General features: G+C 62.4%; 17 protein-coding genes. 3 read left to right on the forward strand and 14 right to left on the reverse strand.

Annotated elements, in window-relative coordinates; all coding sequences use genetic code 11:
• The first annotated feature begins 204 nt into the window (after positions 1-204).
• Positions 205-1,899 carry an acyl-CoA dehydrogenase family protein gene (locus U3654_RS10410; protein ID WP_324751482.1) on the forward strand — a complete coding sequence of 565 codons (1,695 nt, stop codon included), beginning with the start codon at positions 205-207 and terminating at the stop codon, positions 1,897-1,899.
• An 88-nt stretch (positions 1,900-1,987) separates the two neighbouring features.
• Here U3654_RS10410 and U3654_RS10415 read toward each other — a convergent pair whose 3' ends face one another.
• Positions 1,988-2,683, reverse strand: coding sequence for a fumarylacetoacetate hydrolase family protein (locus U3654_RS10415; RefSeq protein WP_324751483.1), 696 nt, complete (start codon positions 2,681-2,683; stop codon positions 1,988-1,990).
• A gap of 152 nt (positions 2,684-2,835) precedes the next feature.
• On the opposite strand from U3654_RS10415, the gene U3654_RS10420 reads away from it, so the two are divergent.
• Entirely contained in the window at positions 2,836-3,534 is a 699-nt protein-coding gene (locus U3654_RS10420; RefSeq protein ID WP_324751484.1) for a DUF1045 domain-containing protein, read from the forward strand.
• Between the two features lie 61 nt (positions 3,535-3,595).
• On the opposite strand, the gene recO is transcribed toward U3654_RS10420, so the two are convergent.
• From recO to folK, 12 genes are all read right to left on the reverse strand, one after another.
• Entirely contained in the window at positions 3,596-4,336 is a 741-nt protein-coding gene (recO, locus tag U3654_RS10425; protein WP_324751485.1) for a DNA repair protein RecO, read from the reverse strand.
• Positions 4,337-4,394: 58 nt separating this feature from the next.
• The gene (locus U3654_RS10430; protein WP_324751486.1) at positions 4,395-4,727 is read right to left on the reverse strand and encodes a DUF1491 family protein; all 333 of its coding nucleotides are present in this window, start codon (positions 4,725-4,727) and stop codon (positions 4,395-4,397) included.
• 52 nt (positions 4,728-4,779) lie between these two features.
• Positions 4,780-5,685, reverse strand: coding sequence for a GTPase Era (gene era / locus U3654_RS10435; RefSeq protein ID WP_324751487.1), 906 nt, complete (start codon positions 5,683-5,685; stop codon positions 4,780-4,782).
• Positions 5,686-5,749: 64 nt separating this feature from the next.
• Positions 5,750-6,442, reverse strand: coding sequence for a ribonuclease III (rnc, locus tag U3654_RS10440; RefSeq protein WP_324751488.1), 693 nt, complete (start codon positions 6,440-6,442; stop codon positions 5,750-5,752).
• Positions 6,439-7,269 (reverse strand): signal peptidase I, encoded by an 831-nt coding sequence (gene lepB, locus U3654_RS10445; RefSeq protein WP_324751489.1) that lies wholly within the window; start codon positions 7,267-7,269, stop codon positions 6,439-6,441. Before lepB ends, rnc begins: the two co-directional genes overlap by 4 nt.
• A gap of 80 nt (positions 7,270-7,349) precedes the next feature.
• Positions 7,350-7,781, reverse strand: a complete 432-nt coding sequence (acpS, locus tag U3654_RS10450; protein ID WP_324751490.1) for a holo-ACP synthase — start codon at positions 7,779-7,781, stop codon at positions 7,350-7,352.
• Between the two features lie 22 nt (positions 7,782-7,803).
• Entirely contained in the window at positions 7,804-8,247 is a 444-nt protein-coding gene (locus U3654_RS10455; protein WP_324751491.1) for an ABZJ_00895 family protein, read from the reverse strand.
• The gene (locus U3654_RS10460; protein ID WP_324751492.1) at positions 8,244-8,981 is read right to left on the reverse strand and encodes a pyridoxine 5'-phosphate synthase; all 738 of its coding nucleotides are present in this window, start codon (positions 8,979-8,981) and stop codon (positions 8,244-8,246) included. The genes U3654_RS10455 and U3654_RS10460 overlap by 4 nt, the downstream gene beginning before the upstream one ends.
• 98 nt (positions 8,982-9,079) lie before the next feature.
• Positions 9,080-9,754 (reverse strand): DUF2062 domain-containing protein, encoded by a 675-nt coding sequence (locus U3654_RS10465; protein ID WP_416384508.1) that lies wholly within the window; start codon positions 9,752-9,754, stop codon positions 9,080-9,082.
• A 19-nt stretch (positions 9,755-9,773) separates the two neighbouring features.
• Positions 9,774-11,909, reverse strand: a complete 2,136-nt coding sequence (locus U3654_RS10470; protein WP_324751494.1) for a bifunctional (p)ppGpp synthetase/guanosine-3',5'-bis(diphosphate) 3'-pyrophosphohydrolase — start codon at positions 11,907-11,909, stop codon at positions 9,774-9,776.
• A 49-nt stretch (positions 11,910-11,958) separates the two neighbouring features.
• Positions 11,959-12,312: a DNA-directed RNA polymerase subunit omega gene (gene rpoZ, locus U3654_RS10475; protein ID WP_324751495.1), complete on the reverse strand. Its 354-nt coding sequence runs from the start codon at positions 12,310-12,312 to the stop codon at positions 11,959-11,961.
• 85 nt (positions 12,313-12,397) lie between these two features.
• Positions 12,398-12,976, reverse strand: a complete 579-nt coding sequence (gene folK, locus U3654_RS10480) for a 2-amino-4-hydroxy-6-hydroxymethyldihydropteridine diphosphokinase (protein WP_324751496.1) — start codon at positions 12,974-12,976, stop codon at positions 12,398-12,400.
• A 187-nt stretch (positions 12,977-13,163) separates the two neighbouring features.
• Here folK and U3654_RS10485 point away from each other — a divergent pair, with 187 nt between their 5' ends.
• A complete protein-coding gene (locus tag U3654_RS10485; RefSeq protein ID WP_324751497.1) occupies positions 13,164-13,736 on the forward strand; it encodes an NYN domain-containing protein in 573 nt (190 codons plus the stop codon).
• Between the two features lie 37 nt (positions 13,737-13,773).
• Here the strand turns inward: U3654_RS10485 and U3654_RS10490 are convergent, their stop codons facing one another.
• Positions 13,774-14,901 (reverse strand): TIGR03364 family FAD-dependent oxidoreductase, encoded by a 1,128-nt coding sequence (locus U3654_RS10490; protein ID WP_324751498.1) that lies wholly within the window; start codon positions 14,899-14,901, stop codon positions 13,774-13,776.
• Between the last annotated feature and the right edge of the window lie 123 nt (positions 14,902-15,024).

A 15,024-nucleotide genomic window follows, 5' to 3' on the forward strand; every position in this document is an offset into this window, starting at 1 on the left:
TGTGCGCGTTTAGAATTCAAATCGTGGCTAAATTTGAACTTGGAACGCCACGGCCGGGAAGCGGCGGTGGCGGAGTGGGCGCCGGCACCTATGCGCGAAAATGCCGCGCAAGATTGCATCAAAATGCCGCGCCCATTTGGCTTATAGTTGCGCTGCACCTGCAAAATGACTAGGACAAGCCGCAAGTGTGAAAAGGATCGCAAAATGGCTCATGACGGACAATTGGATAAGGCGGCAAACGCCGTCCTGCTGGACAATCTCACCGACCTCACGCGCGCAGCGATCGCGCCCGTCGACAGCATTGTCGCCACGGCCAAGACCACGCTACGCGGTGAGGTCACCGAGGATGGCCGCGTGTCGGGCGCACTGGTCGATCAGCATCAGACAGCGGCGCATGGCCTCGCGTGGCTGGCCACCTACGCCGAGGCGTTGCGCCAGATGCAGGCATGGGCCGACCGGCTGACCGAGGCCGGCACCTTCGGTGAGGTCGAGGCGCTGATCCACCAGATCGCGTTCGGCGAATACTTGTGGCAGATCTATGGTGGCATCCCGATGAGCCAAGGCGAAATACTGCGCCTACAGGACATCGGCCTATCGCAGGACGACATGCGCACCCTGATGACGCCCGAGATCATGACCCTGACCCAAGGCGGCAACACACAAGCCGCCCGCACGCGGCTGGTCGCGCTGATGCAGGAACGCTCAGCCGAGATCACCGTGGGTCGCACCGGCCTTGATGACGAGTTGGAAATGATCCGCGAACAATTCCGCCGCTATGCGGTGGAAAAGGTCGAGCCCTACGCGCATGACTGGCACCTCAAGGATGAGTTGATCCCGATGGAAATCATCGAGGAACTGGCCGAAATGGGCGTCTTTGGCCTGACCATCCCCGAGGAATTCGGCGGTCTGGGCCTCAGCAAGGCGTCGATGGTCGTCGTTTCCGAGGAACTCAGCCGTGGCTATATCGGCGTCGGCTCGCTTGGCACGCGCAGCGAAATTGCCGCGGAACTCATCATCTGCGGCGGCACTGACGCGCAAAAGGCGCAATGGCTGCCTAAACTTGCCAGCGGTGAAATTCTGCCCACGGCCGTCTTTACCGAGCCGAACACCGGCTCGGACCTTGGCAGCTTGCGCACGCGCGCAGTCAAAAATGGCGACGACTACCGCGTCACCGGCAACAAGACGTGGATTACCCACGCTGCGCGCACTCATGTCATGACGCTGCTTGCACGCACCGATCCGGACACGACCGACCATCGTGGCCTGTCGATGTTTCTGGCCGAGAAAACCCCCGGCACGGACGACGTCCCCTTCCCCACCGAGGGCATGAGCGGCGGCGAGATCGAGGTGCTGGGTTATCGTGGCATGAAGGAATACGAGCTGGCTTTTGATGGCTTTCACATCAAGGGCGAAAACCTACTGGGCGGGGCCGAGGGCAAAGGCTTCAAACAGTTGATGGAGACGTTTGAGAGCGCCCGCATCCAGACCGCCGCACGTGCCGTGGGCGTGGCGCAATCGGCGCTGGATGTCGCAATGCAATACGCGCAGGACCGCAAGCAATTCGGTGGCCCGCTAATCGACTTCCCGCGCGTGTCGGGCAAGCTGGCGATGATGGCGGTCGAGATCATGATCGCCCGCCAACTGACCTATTTCAGCGCATGGGAAAAGGACGCGGGCCGTCGCTGCGACGTCGAGGCCGGGATGGCCAAGCTGCTGGGCGCGCGCGTCGCTTGGGCCGCAGCTGACAACGGCCTGCAAATCCACGGCGGCAACGGTTTTGCGCTTGAGTATAAGATCAGTCGCATCCTTTGCGACGCGCGCATCCTCAACATTTTTGAGGGCGCCGCCGAAATTCAGGCTCAGGTCATCGCGCGGCGGTTGCTCAGCCAGAGCAACTAGGCCCGTTGCCAGAGCCCGTTAACCGGCGTCCAGAGTGGCGCCGGTTTTTTTTGACCAAAACATCTAAATCCAGCGGTCGACGTTGCGCCTAGCCCGCAATGGTCAACGTGATCGGCTCCAGTCCATCGACTGCACCGCTCAGCAAGCTCCCCGGGACAACTGGACCGACGCCCGCAGGCGTGCCGGTATAGATCAGATCGCCCGACGCAAGGTGGTAGTAACGCGACAGATGCGCGATAATTTCGGGCACGCTCCAGATCATGTCCGACAGACGCGCCTCCTGCACACGCCGCCCGTCCAGATCCAGCGTGATCGCGCGCTCTCCAACCGCGCCGAATACCTCTGCTGGCGTGATCGCGCCCATCAGCGCGGAATTCTCAAAATCCTTGCCCAGATCCCAAGGCTTGTGCGTCGCCTTGGCCGTCGCCTGCAAATCGCGCCGGGTCAGGTCGATCCCGCAGGCATACCCGAACACAGCGTCCAGCGCGCGTCCCTGCTCCACCTGATGGGCCTCGCCCCCAATGGCGACGACAAACTCCATTTCATAGTGGCAATCACTCGTGCCCGGCGGATAGGCGATTTCGGACCCCGAAGGGATCACGGAATGGGCCGACTTGGTGAAATAGAACGGCGCATCCCGGTCCACCTCATTGCCCATCTCGGCCGCATGGGCAGCATAATTGCGTCCCACGCAGAACACCCTGCGCACCGGAAACACGTGCTCCTGGCCTGCGATCGCGACACACGGCGCAGGCGGAATGTCGAAAATCTGGGTGATGGGCATGGACTATCCTCTACGACGGAAGGGCTGTTTTATGTGCAGCTCCGGTATGAAGCTGTGCGCATCATCTTGTCAAAGGCGCTTGATCGTTGGAGCGAGGCCGGAGTTATGCGATGAACGCGCACCAGCCAAGCCCGAATTGAGAGACACGGACCATGCCCGACCCCGCCCTTTACAGATATGGCATCTACTACACACCCCCCGATGGCGCGCTGGCCTGTTTCGGTGCCGCGTGGCTGGGTTGGAACATCGCATCAGGTCAGAGCGCGCCACACCCCGAGGATATTACCGGCCTGCCCACTTCTATCGCCGAGTTGACCGAAACGCCGCGCCGCTATGGGTTTCACGCCACCATCAAGCCGCCCTTTCGCCTTGCGCAGGGCGCCCAGCCCGAGGCACTTTACGACGCGCTCGCCAATTTCTGCGCCGCTCGCACGCCCGTCACGCTGGACGGGACCAAGCTGGCGCGCCTTGGCCGTTTTGTCGCGATTGTCCCAACTGGGGACACGGGCGCGCTGGACCGCCTCGCCGCCGATACCGTCCGCCAATTGGACCCGTTCCGCGCCGCCCTAACCGCGGCTGAGATTGCGCGCCGCACGCACCCCCGGATGAGCGCCGCTCAAAGCGAAAACCTGCACCGCTGGGGCTATCCACATGTGATGGATCAGTTTCGCTGGCACATGACCCTCACAGGAAAACGTCCCGCCCCCGAGGCCGCGCGCGTTCAGGCCGCCCTCACCCCTGCCCTTGCGCCGCTATTGGCGCGCCCGCTTGTCATCGACGCGCTCAGCCTCGTCGGCGAGGATAATGACGGCTTTTTTCATCTCATACATCGTGCGCCGCTCGGACGCTGACGCTCGGGCCAGACTTTCACCGTTCCGGAAATACTCAAGCCCACCCGCTTCAAAGGCGATATCAATCGCGGCTATTCGCGCGCGCTGCAAACCGCTCGACGAACCGCGCACGTGCCTCCGGAAGGGGTTTATGCCCCAATTCAGGCGCGAGGCGTGCGTGCAGGAAATGTCCCGTGAGAGCAAGGCCCTCGGCAATTTCAGAATCGGGCGCGGTGCCGTGCCCCAAAAGGCAAGGCGGCAGCGGCAACAGCCGATCCGCCCACTCGCCCGCGCCCGCGCGCGACACCGCGCGCCCGGTGCGGGGTGATACGTAACTCAGATCGTTGGCTCTGCGGCCCAGCACCGCGCATGTGCTCAGATCAAGGCCAAAGCCCATCTCTTCGAGCAGAGCCAGCTCCCACCGCAGATAGGCCAGTGGCCAGATGTCGCGCTCGCCCATGAGGTCCATCAGTGTTTCGGTGCGGGCATAGAGCGGCGCGTGCGCCTCGCGTTCGGGCAGCGAGAATAGCAGCAGGGACGTCACGGCGTTCAGCCCCGCCAGCGCCAGACGGTCGCTCATGACATGCATCGCGCGCGAGCGGATGGGTTCGACCGTGAAGGTGCCGATGTGATCCTCCAGTCGCGCGCGCCATGCCAAATCCAGCTGCGCGCCCGGTTGCAGGATCGGCGCCAGCTTGCGCGATGCCCCGCCGCGCACGACGCCCGCATGGCGACCATGCACTGGCGTCAACACCTCGATGATCGCAGCACTTTCCCCGTGCCTGCGCACCGACAGCAATATGCCCTGATCGCGCCATTCCATGCCGACCTACCCCTTTCGCGCCCCATTGGGCACAGCCAGTGACGCTATGACAAGCGGCTCAATCGGCAAGGCCGGGCTGGTCCAGCAGGTGACGGCCTGCGCGGTCCTCGACCTCGATCACCCAAAGATCGGGATCGAAACTGCGCTGGCGGGCAATGGCCGCGTCGATGTCAGCCTCGGGACCGCGCGCCAGTTCGTCCCATTTTCGCGCGCCGCTCATCAAATCAAAGCTGCGCTGATAAGCTGCCGCCTGCCCGTCCAGTGTGTTCAGTTTCACCAGCACCGCGCCGGAGGTGTCATCACCGTGAGCGGTGACATAGACGGGGATATCGTATGCACGCAGCCGCGCAATGTAGGCGTGCACCCAGAAATCTGCCGTGAGGCGGGTCATGCAAGCCTGTGGATTCGAGTATTTTCAGAACGATGAAAGACGAGGGCGCGCATCAATTGCCATCCTTGAAGTTAAGGCCCATTTCCGAATAGCGCTCGGCCTCTTCCAGCCAGTTGGGACGCACCTTGATCTGTAGGAACAGGTGGACGCGGCGACCGAGGAATTCCTCCAGTTCGGCCCGCGAGGCGGCGCCAACCTGCTTGATGGTCTCACCCTTGTGGCCGAGGACGATACCCTTGTGGCCGTCGCGCATGACATAGACCAGTTGGTCAATGCGGGCAGATCCGTCTTCGCGCTCTTCCCAGTTTTCCGTCTCGACGGTCAGCTGGTAGGGCAACTCCTGATGCAGGCGCAGGGTCAGTTTCTCGCGCGTGATCTCGGCGGCTATCATGCGCAGGGGTAGATCGGCGATCTGATCCTCGGGGTAGAGCCACGGGCCCTCGGGCATTTCGCCTGCCAACCACTGGCGCAGGGCATCGACGCCGTGACCCTTTTCGGCAGAAATCATGAATGTCTCGGAAAAGGCAAAGCGTTCGTTCATGCCCTTGGTCAGCGCCAGCAGCGCGGGCGATTGCACGCGGTCGATCTTGTTTATCGCCAGCGCGACCTTACGCCCCTTGGTCACGTCAGCGAGGTTCTCAAGAATACGCTCGACCCCTTCGGTGATACCGCGATGCGCCTCGATCAGCAGGATCACAACATCAGCATCGGCAGCGCCGCCCCACGCGGCGGCCACCATGGCCCTATCGAGCCGGCGGCGCGGTTTGAAGAGGCCGGGCGTGTCGACAAAGATCAGCTGCGCCTCCCCTTCCATGGCGATGCCACGGATGCGGGCGCGCGTCGTCTGCACCTTATGCGTGACGATGCTGACCTTGGCGCCGACCATGCGGTTCAGCAGGGTCGACTTGCCTGCGTTCGGCTCTCCGATCAGGGCTACGAATCCGGCGCGTGTGCTCATTGGCTTGGGTTCCATCGGTTGCAAGTCGCAGCCCTACCCGATTGGCGCGCTCTTGCCCAGAGCGTCACGTATCGGGCGCGGCAAGAAGCCGGGCCAGCAGCGCCTTGGCCGCCACCTGCTCGGCGTGACGTTTTGACCCTGCGGATGCCGATTCTTCGACGCCGTTTTCAAGCCGGGCCGCGATGGTGAACATGGGCGCGTGATCGGGGCCGCTGCGCGCGGTCTGGATGTAGCTTGGCGGGGCCATGCCGCGCGCCTGCGCCCATTCCTGAAGTGCCGTCTTAGCATCGCGCGCGTCGGATTCCACCGCCTCAATTCGATCTGCCCAGAGCCGCACGATCACGGCCCGCGCCGCGTCAAATCCCGCGTCGAGGTAAACCGCCGCAATCACCGCTTCCATTGCGTCGCCCAGCAGTGCCTCCTTGCGGCGCCCGCCCGATAGCATTTCCGAACGGCCCAGTTTAAGCACCTTGCCAAGGTCGATCTCACGCGCGACAGCGGCGCAAGCCTCCTTGCGCACCAGCGCGTTAAAGCGCGGGGCCAGCAGCCCCTCGGCGGCGTTGGGATCATGTTCCAGCAACGCCTCGGCCATGACGAGGCCCAGCACCCGGTCGCCCAGAAATTCCAGCCGCTGATTGTCGGATCGGCTGGGGGACGACATCGAGGGATGCGTAACTGCCTCGATCAGCAGCGCAGGGCTGGCAAAATCATGCCCAAGCAGCGCGGTGAACGCCTGAAGATCGCCCGAGAGCTTCAATCGAGCCTCTTGAAGAAGCGGTCCCCCCGCCATGTCCAGAAATAGAGCATGGATTTACCGGCGGACGAAAACATGACGCGCCCGGCCCGACCGATGAGGTTTTCGTAAGGCACGAATCCGACGCCGCCCACGGTCTGCGGATAGCGGCTATCGGTGGAATTGTCGCGGTTGTCGCCCATAAAAAAGTAATGTCCCTCAGGTACCGAAAACACGCCCGTATCGTCCGAACGCTGGTCCGCAATATTGAGGATACTGTGAGAATGCCCGCCCGGCAGCGTTTCCATCTGGCGCGATTTTGAGCAAAGACCGCCCTCGCCCACCACACCGTTTTCGCAGCGAGGGCGGCTTTTCATTGATCCTTGCGGCTCGTAAACCTCGCCAAAGCTGCCTGCATCCTCCAGCTGGACCGCCTCGCCGTTGATAAACAGCACGCCGTCCTTCATCTGGACCTTGTCGCCGGGCATACCAATCAGGCGCTTGATAAAGTCCTTGTGGTTGACCGGGTGGCGAAAAACGATGATGTCACCGCGCTCGGGCTCACGGCCCAGAAAGCGGGTGTTGTCGCCATCCAGAAAGCCGCAGATATCCTCGGCGTCGATATCCAGACCGCCGATGCGGATCGACGGGCATGAGGCGTAGGAATAGCCATACGCCATCTTGTTCACGAACAGGAAATCGCCGATCAGCAGCGTGTCCTTCATCGACCCGGACGGTATCCAGAAAGGTTGGAAAAACAGCGTGCGGAATACGCCCGCGATCAGCAGGGCAAAGACCACCGTCTTGATCGTTTCGATGATGGGATTGCCTGTCTTGGCTTCGGATGCCATGCGCGGTTTCCGCCTGTGTTTTGGAGCTGTGTTTTGGGGCTGTGAATTCAGGTGCTTCATGGGCGTGGGGCGCTGCCAAGTCAACCCGCGCCGTCGGCAATGGGGTGCGCTTGCGCAAGTGGTCGCGCCTCGATCACCACAAAGGCCTGCGCCCATGGGTGATCGTCGGTCAGGGTGACGTGGATCAGCGCGCTATGGCCCGGCGGGGTCATCTCGGCCAGCCGCTCGGCGGCCCAGCCGGTCACCTCCATCACCGGCTGGCCCGTCGCAAGGTTACTAACGGCCATATCCTTCCATCCGATGCCCATGCGCAGGCCGGTACCAAGCGCCTTGGAACATGCCTCCTTGGCGGCCCAGCGCTTGGCGTAGGTGCCGGGGGTGTCGGCGCGTGCCTCGGCTTTTTGCTGTTCGACATCGGTAAAAACGCGATTGCGGAAGCGGTCGCCAAAACGGTCGAGCGTGCGCGCGATCCGCTCGATATTGGCCAGATCGGTGCCGATCCCAAGGATCATAACGCGGCAGCCACGACTATGCTCACGGTTTGCCAGTCCCGTTGCGGCGGGCCTGAACCACTTCTTCGTTGCGCGCGCCCAGTCCCAGGAAAAAACGGTTCGACAGCAGATAGACCAGCGTATGCACACCCAGCATCAGCCAGAATGCGCGCGTGCCGACCGGCGCGATGCTCTGCGCTGAGTTGGCCGGGATCAGGTGCGCGCCCGCATAGCTGAGCGCGACGTTGAGCACTACGGCCAGCGCCGTGGCCAGCAGGGCAAAGTTCCACGCCTCGGCCGGGTTCGGCGCGCGCGCCTCACCGCGCACGAAGGCGCGCCCTTCGAGCAGCGCGGCGATCATTGCAGGCGCCAAAAGCTGTCCAGACGATCCCAAACCGGCATCCGCCCACGTATTGAGCGCGAGCACCACCAACGCGGACAGCACAGCAATGCTCAGAAAGATGCCGGTATAGCGCAGATAGTTCATCGCGCTTCGTCCATGAGGCGGCGCATTTCGACGATCGCGGCCTCAAGCCCCATAAAGACAGCCTCACCGATCAGGAAATGACCAATATTCAACTCGACCACCTCGGGCATCGCGGCGACGGGCCCGACGGTGTCAAAGGTCAGGCCGTGGCCTGCGTGGACTTCGAGGCCCAAAGAATGCGCGTAGGTGGCCATCTCGCGCAGCGAATTCAATTCCGTGTCGCGCGCCATGAAACGTTTTTCGGCGTGGGCGTCGCAATAGGGGCCTGCGTGCAGTTCGATTATGTCGGCACCGATGCGGGCGGCGGCCTCGATCTGGGCCGTGTCGGCGGCGATAAAGATCGACACGCGGCAGCCTGCATCGCGCAACGGGGCGATGAAATGGGCCAGTTGGTTTTCCTCCTGCGCCACATTCAGACCGCCTTCGGTCGTGCGCTCTTCGCGCTTTTCGGGGACAATACAGACGGCGTGGGGTTTATGACGCAGCGCGATCTGCTGCATTTCGACGGTCGCGGCCATCTCAAAGTTCAGCGGCAACGTCAGCGCGGCCATCAGCGCGTCAATGTCGTGGTCCAGAATATGGCGGCGATCCTCGCGCAGATGCGCGGTAATGCCGTCGGCGCCGGCCTTTTCTGCCAGAAGTGCCGCGCGCACTGGATCAGGATCATCGCCGCCACGAGCGTTGCGGATGGTGGCAACGTGGTCGATGTTCACACCGAGGCGTAGCTTGGACATTTTCGGTATATCCCCCAAATATGGCCCCTCAACCGGCAGCAGCTCCGGGGCCTGTACTGACTTTACAGAACGGCGCGCGCGCCGCGCCGTCAAGCTGCCTATTGCGTCGGGGCCTGTGGGTGTGACGCTTTGGCATCGTCAACCGCGGCCTTTTGCTTGAGCGCGATCCATTTGGCCTTGAGCCGCGCCTGTCGGCGCTTTTGGTAGACCATGATGATCGGTAGTGAGAAATAATATGCCGCCAGCCCGCCAATGAGGCCCATGACGATGCCGCCGATCATGTAGGGCTGAAAGACGTCGTGATAGAATACCGCCAGCTTGCTCCAATTAGCCTGCTCGGGGGTGAACATGGCAAGGAAGTTGTGCTTGAGATCTGCGGCCGCGCCCGCGAATTTCTCGGCGAGGGTGCGATTGGCCTCGTCAGGTCGCCGCCCGCCGGTGCCCAGCAGGAAATGCCCGGTCTGAAGCGAACTGGCGGCGATGGCGAGAAAGGTCAGCGGATTGCCCACAAACGTCGCCAGCAGCGAGGCCACGATATTGCCGCGAATAATCTTGGACAGCAGCGCGGCCAGCACGAAATGCATCCCGAAGAACGGCGAGAAGGTCACGAAAACACCGGCAAAGATTCCGCGCGCGATCCGGTGCGGTGGATCTGGCAGGCGCGTGACGCGAAATTTCACGTATCGCGCCGCCCGCGTCCATCCGCCCTTGGGCCAGAAGAAACCTGCGGTGGCCTTCCAGACGGATCTTTTGTCTCGTCGCTTAAAGACCAATTGTAGCCCTCTTTCGGTTTCAGGTTGCGCCTTTGCCAGAGGCGAGGGCCATATCGCGATGACGCTCTATCTGCGCCACATCGCTATCCGCGTCCAGCACGCTGATAACACGGTGTAATTGTTCAGCGTCGCGCAACTCAACCTCTACAAGAATTCGGTAGTAGTCCGGCTTGCGGTCCAAGAATTTCAGGTTTGAGATATTGGCCTTGCTCTCGCCGATCAAGGTGCAAATGCGGCCCAGCACCCCGGCATCATTGCTTAACGTGATGTTCAGCGACACGGTATAGGCCGCCGCATGGGTGCCCGAGTGCCATGCCAGATCGATCCAGCGCTCGGGCTGGTCCTCGTAGGTTTGAAGCGCGTCGCAGTCGATCGCGTGGACGGTCACGCCCCGCCCGCGAAAGGTGATACCGACGATCCGCTCGCCCGGCAGCGGTTCGCAGCAGCGTGCGCGGTCGAATCGCTGACCCTGATCGAGTCCGATCACCGCACGATCCCGCCCCACCTCCTCACCGCCCTGCGGCGTAATATCCGGATAGACGGCACTAACCACGTCGCGCGCGGTCAACTCGGAGCTGCCAAGCCGCGCCAGCAGTGTGGAGGTATCGCGCAGGCGCAGATTGCGCGCGGCGGTCGTCAGCGCCTTGTCGGTCACCCGCTTGCCCACATGTTCGAACGCGGCGCGCGCCAACTCGCGACCCAGCTTGATGTAGCGACCGCGATCCAACTCGCGCAGCGCGCGGCGAATGGCGGATTTGGCCTTGCCCGTCGTGGCGATGTCCAGCCAAGCTGATTGCGGCGTCTGGCCATCTGCGATGATCACATCGACTGATTGCCCGTTCTTGATCCGCGTCCAGAGCGGCACGCGCATCCCGTCGATCCGCGCACCCACCACGGCATTGCCGATCCGGGTGTGGATCGCGTAGGCAAAGTCGATGGGCGTCGCGCCGCGCGGCAGCTTGATGACGTCGCCCTTCGGCGTAAAGCAAAAGACCTGATCCGAATACATCTCGAGCTTGACCGCCTCGAGGAATTCGGCGTCATCCTCATCGGCATCGAACTGATCGGTCAGGGTGCTGATCCACTTTGCGGGATCGACGGCAAAGGGGTTTTCGCTGCGCACCCCATCGCGGTAGGACCAATGCGCAGCCACACCCGCTTCGGCCACATCATGCATCTGGCGCGTGCGAATCTGCACCTCGACCCGTTTGCCGTCGCGCCCCGACACCGTCGTATGGATCGACCGATAGCCGTTCGATTTGGGTTGGCTGATGTAGTCCTTGAACCGGCCCGGCACGGCGCGCCAGCGCTGATGGATCGCGCCGAGAATCGCGTAGCACTCAGCCTCGGTGCCAGTGATGATACGAAAGCCGTAGATGTCCGAGAGGCGCGAAAAGGCCAGCTCCTTTTCCTGCATCTTGCGCCAGATCGAATAGGGTTTCTTCGCGCGCCCTACGACCTCGCTCTCGATCCCGACCTTTTCCAGTTCCTTGCGGATATCGCCGGTAATCCGCGCGATCACGTCGCCGGAATCGCGTTGCAGCGTGATAAAGCGGCGCATGATCGACGCGCGCGCCTCGGGGTTGATGACGCGAAATGCCAGATCCTCCAGCTCTTCGCGCATCCACTGCATGCCCATGCGTCCAGCAAGTGGCGCAAAGATATCCATCGTCTCGCGCGCCTTTTGCACCTGCTTGTCGGGGCGCATCGCCTTGATCGTGCGCATGTTGTGCAGACGGTCGGCGAGTTTCACCAGGATGACGCGCAGATCCTTGGACATGGCGATCAGCAGTTTGCGGAAATTCTCGGCCTGCTTCGTCTCGCTGCTGCTTAGCTGCAGGTTTGTCAGCTTGGTCACGCCATCGACCAGATCGGCGATTTCAGGCCCGAACATCTCGGCGACCGAGGCGTAGGAGGCGCGCGTGTCCTCGATCGTGTCGTGCAAGAGCGCGGTGACGAGGGCAGCATCGCCCAACCGCTGCTGCGCCAGAATGGCGGCAACGGCAATGGGATGTGAAAAATACGGCTCACCCGAGTGGCGCGTCTGCCCTTCGTGCATGCGGCGACCGTAATCATAGGCCCGGCGCAGCAATCCCTCGTCGCAGCGAGGATTATAAGTGCGGACAATTGCGATCAGGTCGTCGGCGGTAATCATGAAATGCATCCGCCGCGCGCCGCGGCCACCCTGGGAAGGGGCGCGGGCGTCAGCCCTGCCCTTGTGCCCTCATTAGCTCGCGCAGAAGGCGTTCCTCGGACATATCGTCCTCGGCGGGTTTGTCGGCCTCGCCCCCCATCAGCAGAGCCATCGAATCCTCTTCGGGCTCGTCCACCTCGATTTCGGTCTGGTTCGATTCGATCATGCGCTCGCGCAAATCGGCAGCAATTTGCGTCTCTTCCGCGATCTCGCGCAGGGCGACGACGGGGTTCTTGTCATTGTCGCGGTCCACCGTCAGCGGTGCCCCGGACGAAATTTCGCGCGCGCGGTGCGCGGCGAGCATCACCAGTTCGAAACGGTTGGAAACCTTGTCGACGCAGTCTTCGGTGGTTACGCGGGCCATGAGACCTCCGGAATTGATAACGGCATTGCCAGGATCGGGGTGTAAACGTGCTCCTTACGCGGCGTTGCGGCAAGGTGCAAGCGTGTTATGGCAGGGCCACCACCTCGCGCACTGCATCGACGGGCAGGCGCGCGACCATCTCGCGTACGGTCACGCCCAGAACCGGGTGCCGCCAGTCCGGCGCAACATCCGCCAGCGGGATCAGCACGAAGGCCCGCTCATGCATACGCGGATGCGGCAGGATCAAACGGTCCGGTGCGCGCTGTTCCTGCGTCGCGGGCGGCAGGGCGCGCCATTCTGCATATGTCTGGACGTCGGGCAACACCTGCGCACCATACGCGATCAGGTCCAGATCCAGCGTGCGGCGCCCCCAGCGCTGCACCCTTTCGCGGCCAAATCGTGCCTCAATCCGGTGCAGCATCGCCAGCACCTCGTCGGGGCTGGCGTTCATGGCCAGACGCGCGGCGGCATTGACGTAATCGGGGCCCGCTCCGGCCGGAAAACAGGGTGTCGCGTAAAATGCGCTGACGGCTAGCACCTGTGCGCCCTCGTCAGCCAGTGCACCTAGCGCGACGCGTAGCGTATCGGCGGGCGACCCTACTTCGGAGGGCAAATTTCCGCCCAAAGCAACGAGAATATCGGCAGATGTCGTCGCGTCACCCATAAAATATGGATCCTTCCGGACTTGTCGAGCGTTCCTATCGCAACTATCTCGCTATTCGCAAGGCGTCAGACTCACGCCCATCGTCATTTCTACGGCAGCGGGGCATCCGGTTCGCCCCCCTTTATGCCGACAATTTATAGACCGCACCGGCGCGCTTGCGACAGCCTCTCGCTGAAAGGAAACCGTCATGTTTTATAAGGACGAGCGCCTCGCGCTCTTTATCGATGGATCGAACCTCTATGCCGCCGGCAAGGCGCTGGGTTTCGACATTGACTATAAATTACTGCGCGCAGAATTCATGCGGCGCGGCAAGCTGCTGCGCGCCTTCTATTATACTGCGCTGCTCGAGAACGACGAATATTCACCCATCCGTCCCCTTGTTGATTGGCTTAACTACAACGGCTTCACCATGGTGACCAAACCGGCCAAGGAATATACGGACAGCCAAGGCCGCCGCAAGGTCAAGGGCAACATGGATGTCGAACTGGCCGTAGATGCGATGGAACTGGCGCCACGCGTCGATCACATCGTGATCTTTTCCGGCGATGGCGATTTCCGACCTCTTATTGAATCGCTGCAACGTCAGGGCGTGCGCGTCTCGGTCGTGTCGACGATCCGCAGCAATCCGCCAATGATCTCGGATGATTTGCGCCGCCAAGCCGATAATTTCATCGAGCTGAGCGATCTAAAGGACGTCATCGGCCGGCCCGCGCGTGAGCCTCAGGCCGAGCGCCCTGCCAACTACGAAGCGCAGGGCTGACCCAGTCTCTCACCGGTGATTCCACTTGCCTGTGATTTCACTTTTCGGTGATTTCACCAATCGTCTGCGCGGCGACGTTAAAGCCATGCGTCATCCCCTGCCCGTTCGTCACAGTCAACGCCGTAACGCCGGGCGCGGGATGCAGGCGCAGCAGGCTTTGCCCAGCCAAATGCGCATAGCGTCCCACCCAGCGCGCAGCAATGCTGCGCTCGGGCAGGGTCATCCTTTCGTCCAGTTCGCCCAGGATCAAATCGTCCACCGCGCCGGGATCGTCCGGCTCTGCGTTCGCGCCATAATGGTGCGAATCGCCCAAGGTTACGCTGCCATCTGCCTCTTGCGCTGCGATGACATGCACGCCGTTCGCCACCGCGTCCGCCTGATGACTTTGTTGGTGGGATCTGAGCGCGGGCAGGCTCGCGCATTCCGCAAAGGCGCTGTAGCGCGTCACGCTGAGGCCGCCCAGAACGAATGGATCCAGCTGCCAACCCCCCGGTTGCGGTGCGGTGCGCAGCATTTGAAGGCGGCAGGAGGTCACACCGCTTTGCGTCCACGCCTCGGGATAAAGGCGGGCGAAATCGTCGCCGCCACAAATCACGATATGCTGCGCGGGCCATTCACTGGCTGCCGTCGTGACACGGCCATTCGCCGCCTCGAGGACCTCGGCCCCAAAGTGAAACGTGACGCCATGTTCGCGCGCAAGCCAGCCAGATATTGCCGCCAGAGCCCCGCACTGATCGACTTTCCACGCATCGGGGCTGTATAGTCCGCCCAGCGCAGTGCGGCTGAGACCGGGCGCGAAATCATGGACATTGTCGCCGTTCAACAGCGTGAAGTTCTGTCCGTAACCATCAGAATTTGCTGCACACTCTGACAGAACCGCCATCTCCTCATCCTGTCTCGCGACAAAAAGGCACCCGGCCTGCCGCAGCGCAAGCCCTGCGCCCGCCGCCACCTCGCGCCAAGAGTCCAGCGTCGCGCGGGCGCTGTCCAGCTCGGGGCCGGGCCGTTGAGCGACAATCGCCAACATCCCAAAGTTGCGCACCGATGCACCATCGGCCACCTCGCCACGCTCGAACACCGCAACGCGCATCCCTGCGCGAGCAGCATGCCACGCATGGGCAAGACCCAGAATACCGCCGCCCACCACCGCCAAATCATATGTCATTGCCCGCCTCCTTGCGCCGCAACCCTTTCGCGCCGTTCGCACCCCGTCAAGCGCGTCATTTCCGCCGTCCCCTCTGGACGCGCCGCGCCCTACCCCTTACCTCTGCCGCCAAGGAGCGCGCAT

Origin of the sequence: Roseovarius sp. Pro17 (assembly GCF_035599575.1) — a bacterium.
Classification (GTDB): domain Bacteria; phylum Pseudomonadota; class Alphaproteobacteria; order Rhodobacterales; family Rhodobacteraceae; genus Roseovarius.

Bases quoted from the DNA above. Each gene is read 5' to 3' on its own strand.
- U3654_RS10490 (WP_324751498.1), bottom strand. From the start codon at position 14,901: ATGACATATGATTTGGCGGTGGTGGGCGGCGGTATTCTGGGTCTTGCC.
- era (WP_324751487.1), bottom strand. From the start codon at position 5,685: ATGAGCACACGCGCCGGATTCGTAGCCCTGATCGGAGAGCCGAACGCA.
- U3654_RS10485 (WP_324751497.1), top strand. From the start codon at position 13,164: ATGTTTTATAAGGACGAGCGCCTCGCGCTCTTTATCGATGGATCGAAC.
- U3654_RS10410 (WP_324751482.1), top strand. From the start codon at position 205: ATGGCTCATGACGGACAATTGGATAAGGCGGCAAACGCCGTCCTGCTG.
- U3654_RS10415 (WP_324751483.1), bottom strand. From the start codon at position 2,683: ATGCCCATCACCCAGATTTTCGACATTCCGCCTGCGCCGTGTGTCGCG.
- rpoZ (WP_324751495.1), bottom strand. From the start codon at position 12,312: ATGGCCCGCGTAACCACCGAAGACTGCGTCGACAAGGTTTCCAACCGT.
- U3654_RS10455 (WP_324751491.1), bottom strand. From the start codon at position 8,247: ATGAACTATCTGCGCTATACCGGCATCTTTCTGAGCATTGCTGTGCTG.
- folK (WP_324751496.1), bottom strand. From the start codon at position 12,976: ATGGGTGACGCGACGACATCTGCCGATATTCTCGTTGCTTTGGGCGGA.
- U3654_RS10430 (WP_324751486.1), bottom strand. From the start codon at position 4,727: ATGACCCGCCTCACGGCAGATTTCTGGGTGCACGCCTACATTGCGCGG.
- U3654_RS10470 (WP_324751494.1), bottom strand. From the start codon at position 11,909: ATGATTACCGCCGACGACCTGATCGCAATTGTCCGCACTTATAATCCT.
- lepB (WP_324751489.1), bottom strand. From the start codon at position 7,269: ATGGCATCCGAAGCCAAGACAGGCAATCCCATCATCGAAACGATCAAG.
- recO (WP_324751485.1), bottom strand. From the start codon at position 4,336: ATGGAATGGCGCGATCAGGGCATATTGCTGTCGGTGCGCAGGCACGGG.
- acpS (WP_324751490.1), bottom strand. From the start codon at position 7,781: ATGATCCTTGGGATCGGCACCGATCTGGCCAATATCGAGCGGATCGCG.
- U3654_RS10420 (WP_324751484.1), top strand. From the start codon at position 2,836: ATGCCCGACCCCGCCCTTTACAGATATGGCATCTACTACACACCCCCC.
- U3654_RS10460 (WP_324751492.1), bottom strand. From the start codon at position 8,981: ATGTCCAAGCTACGCCTCGGTGTGAACATCGACCACGTTGCCACCATC.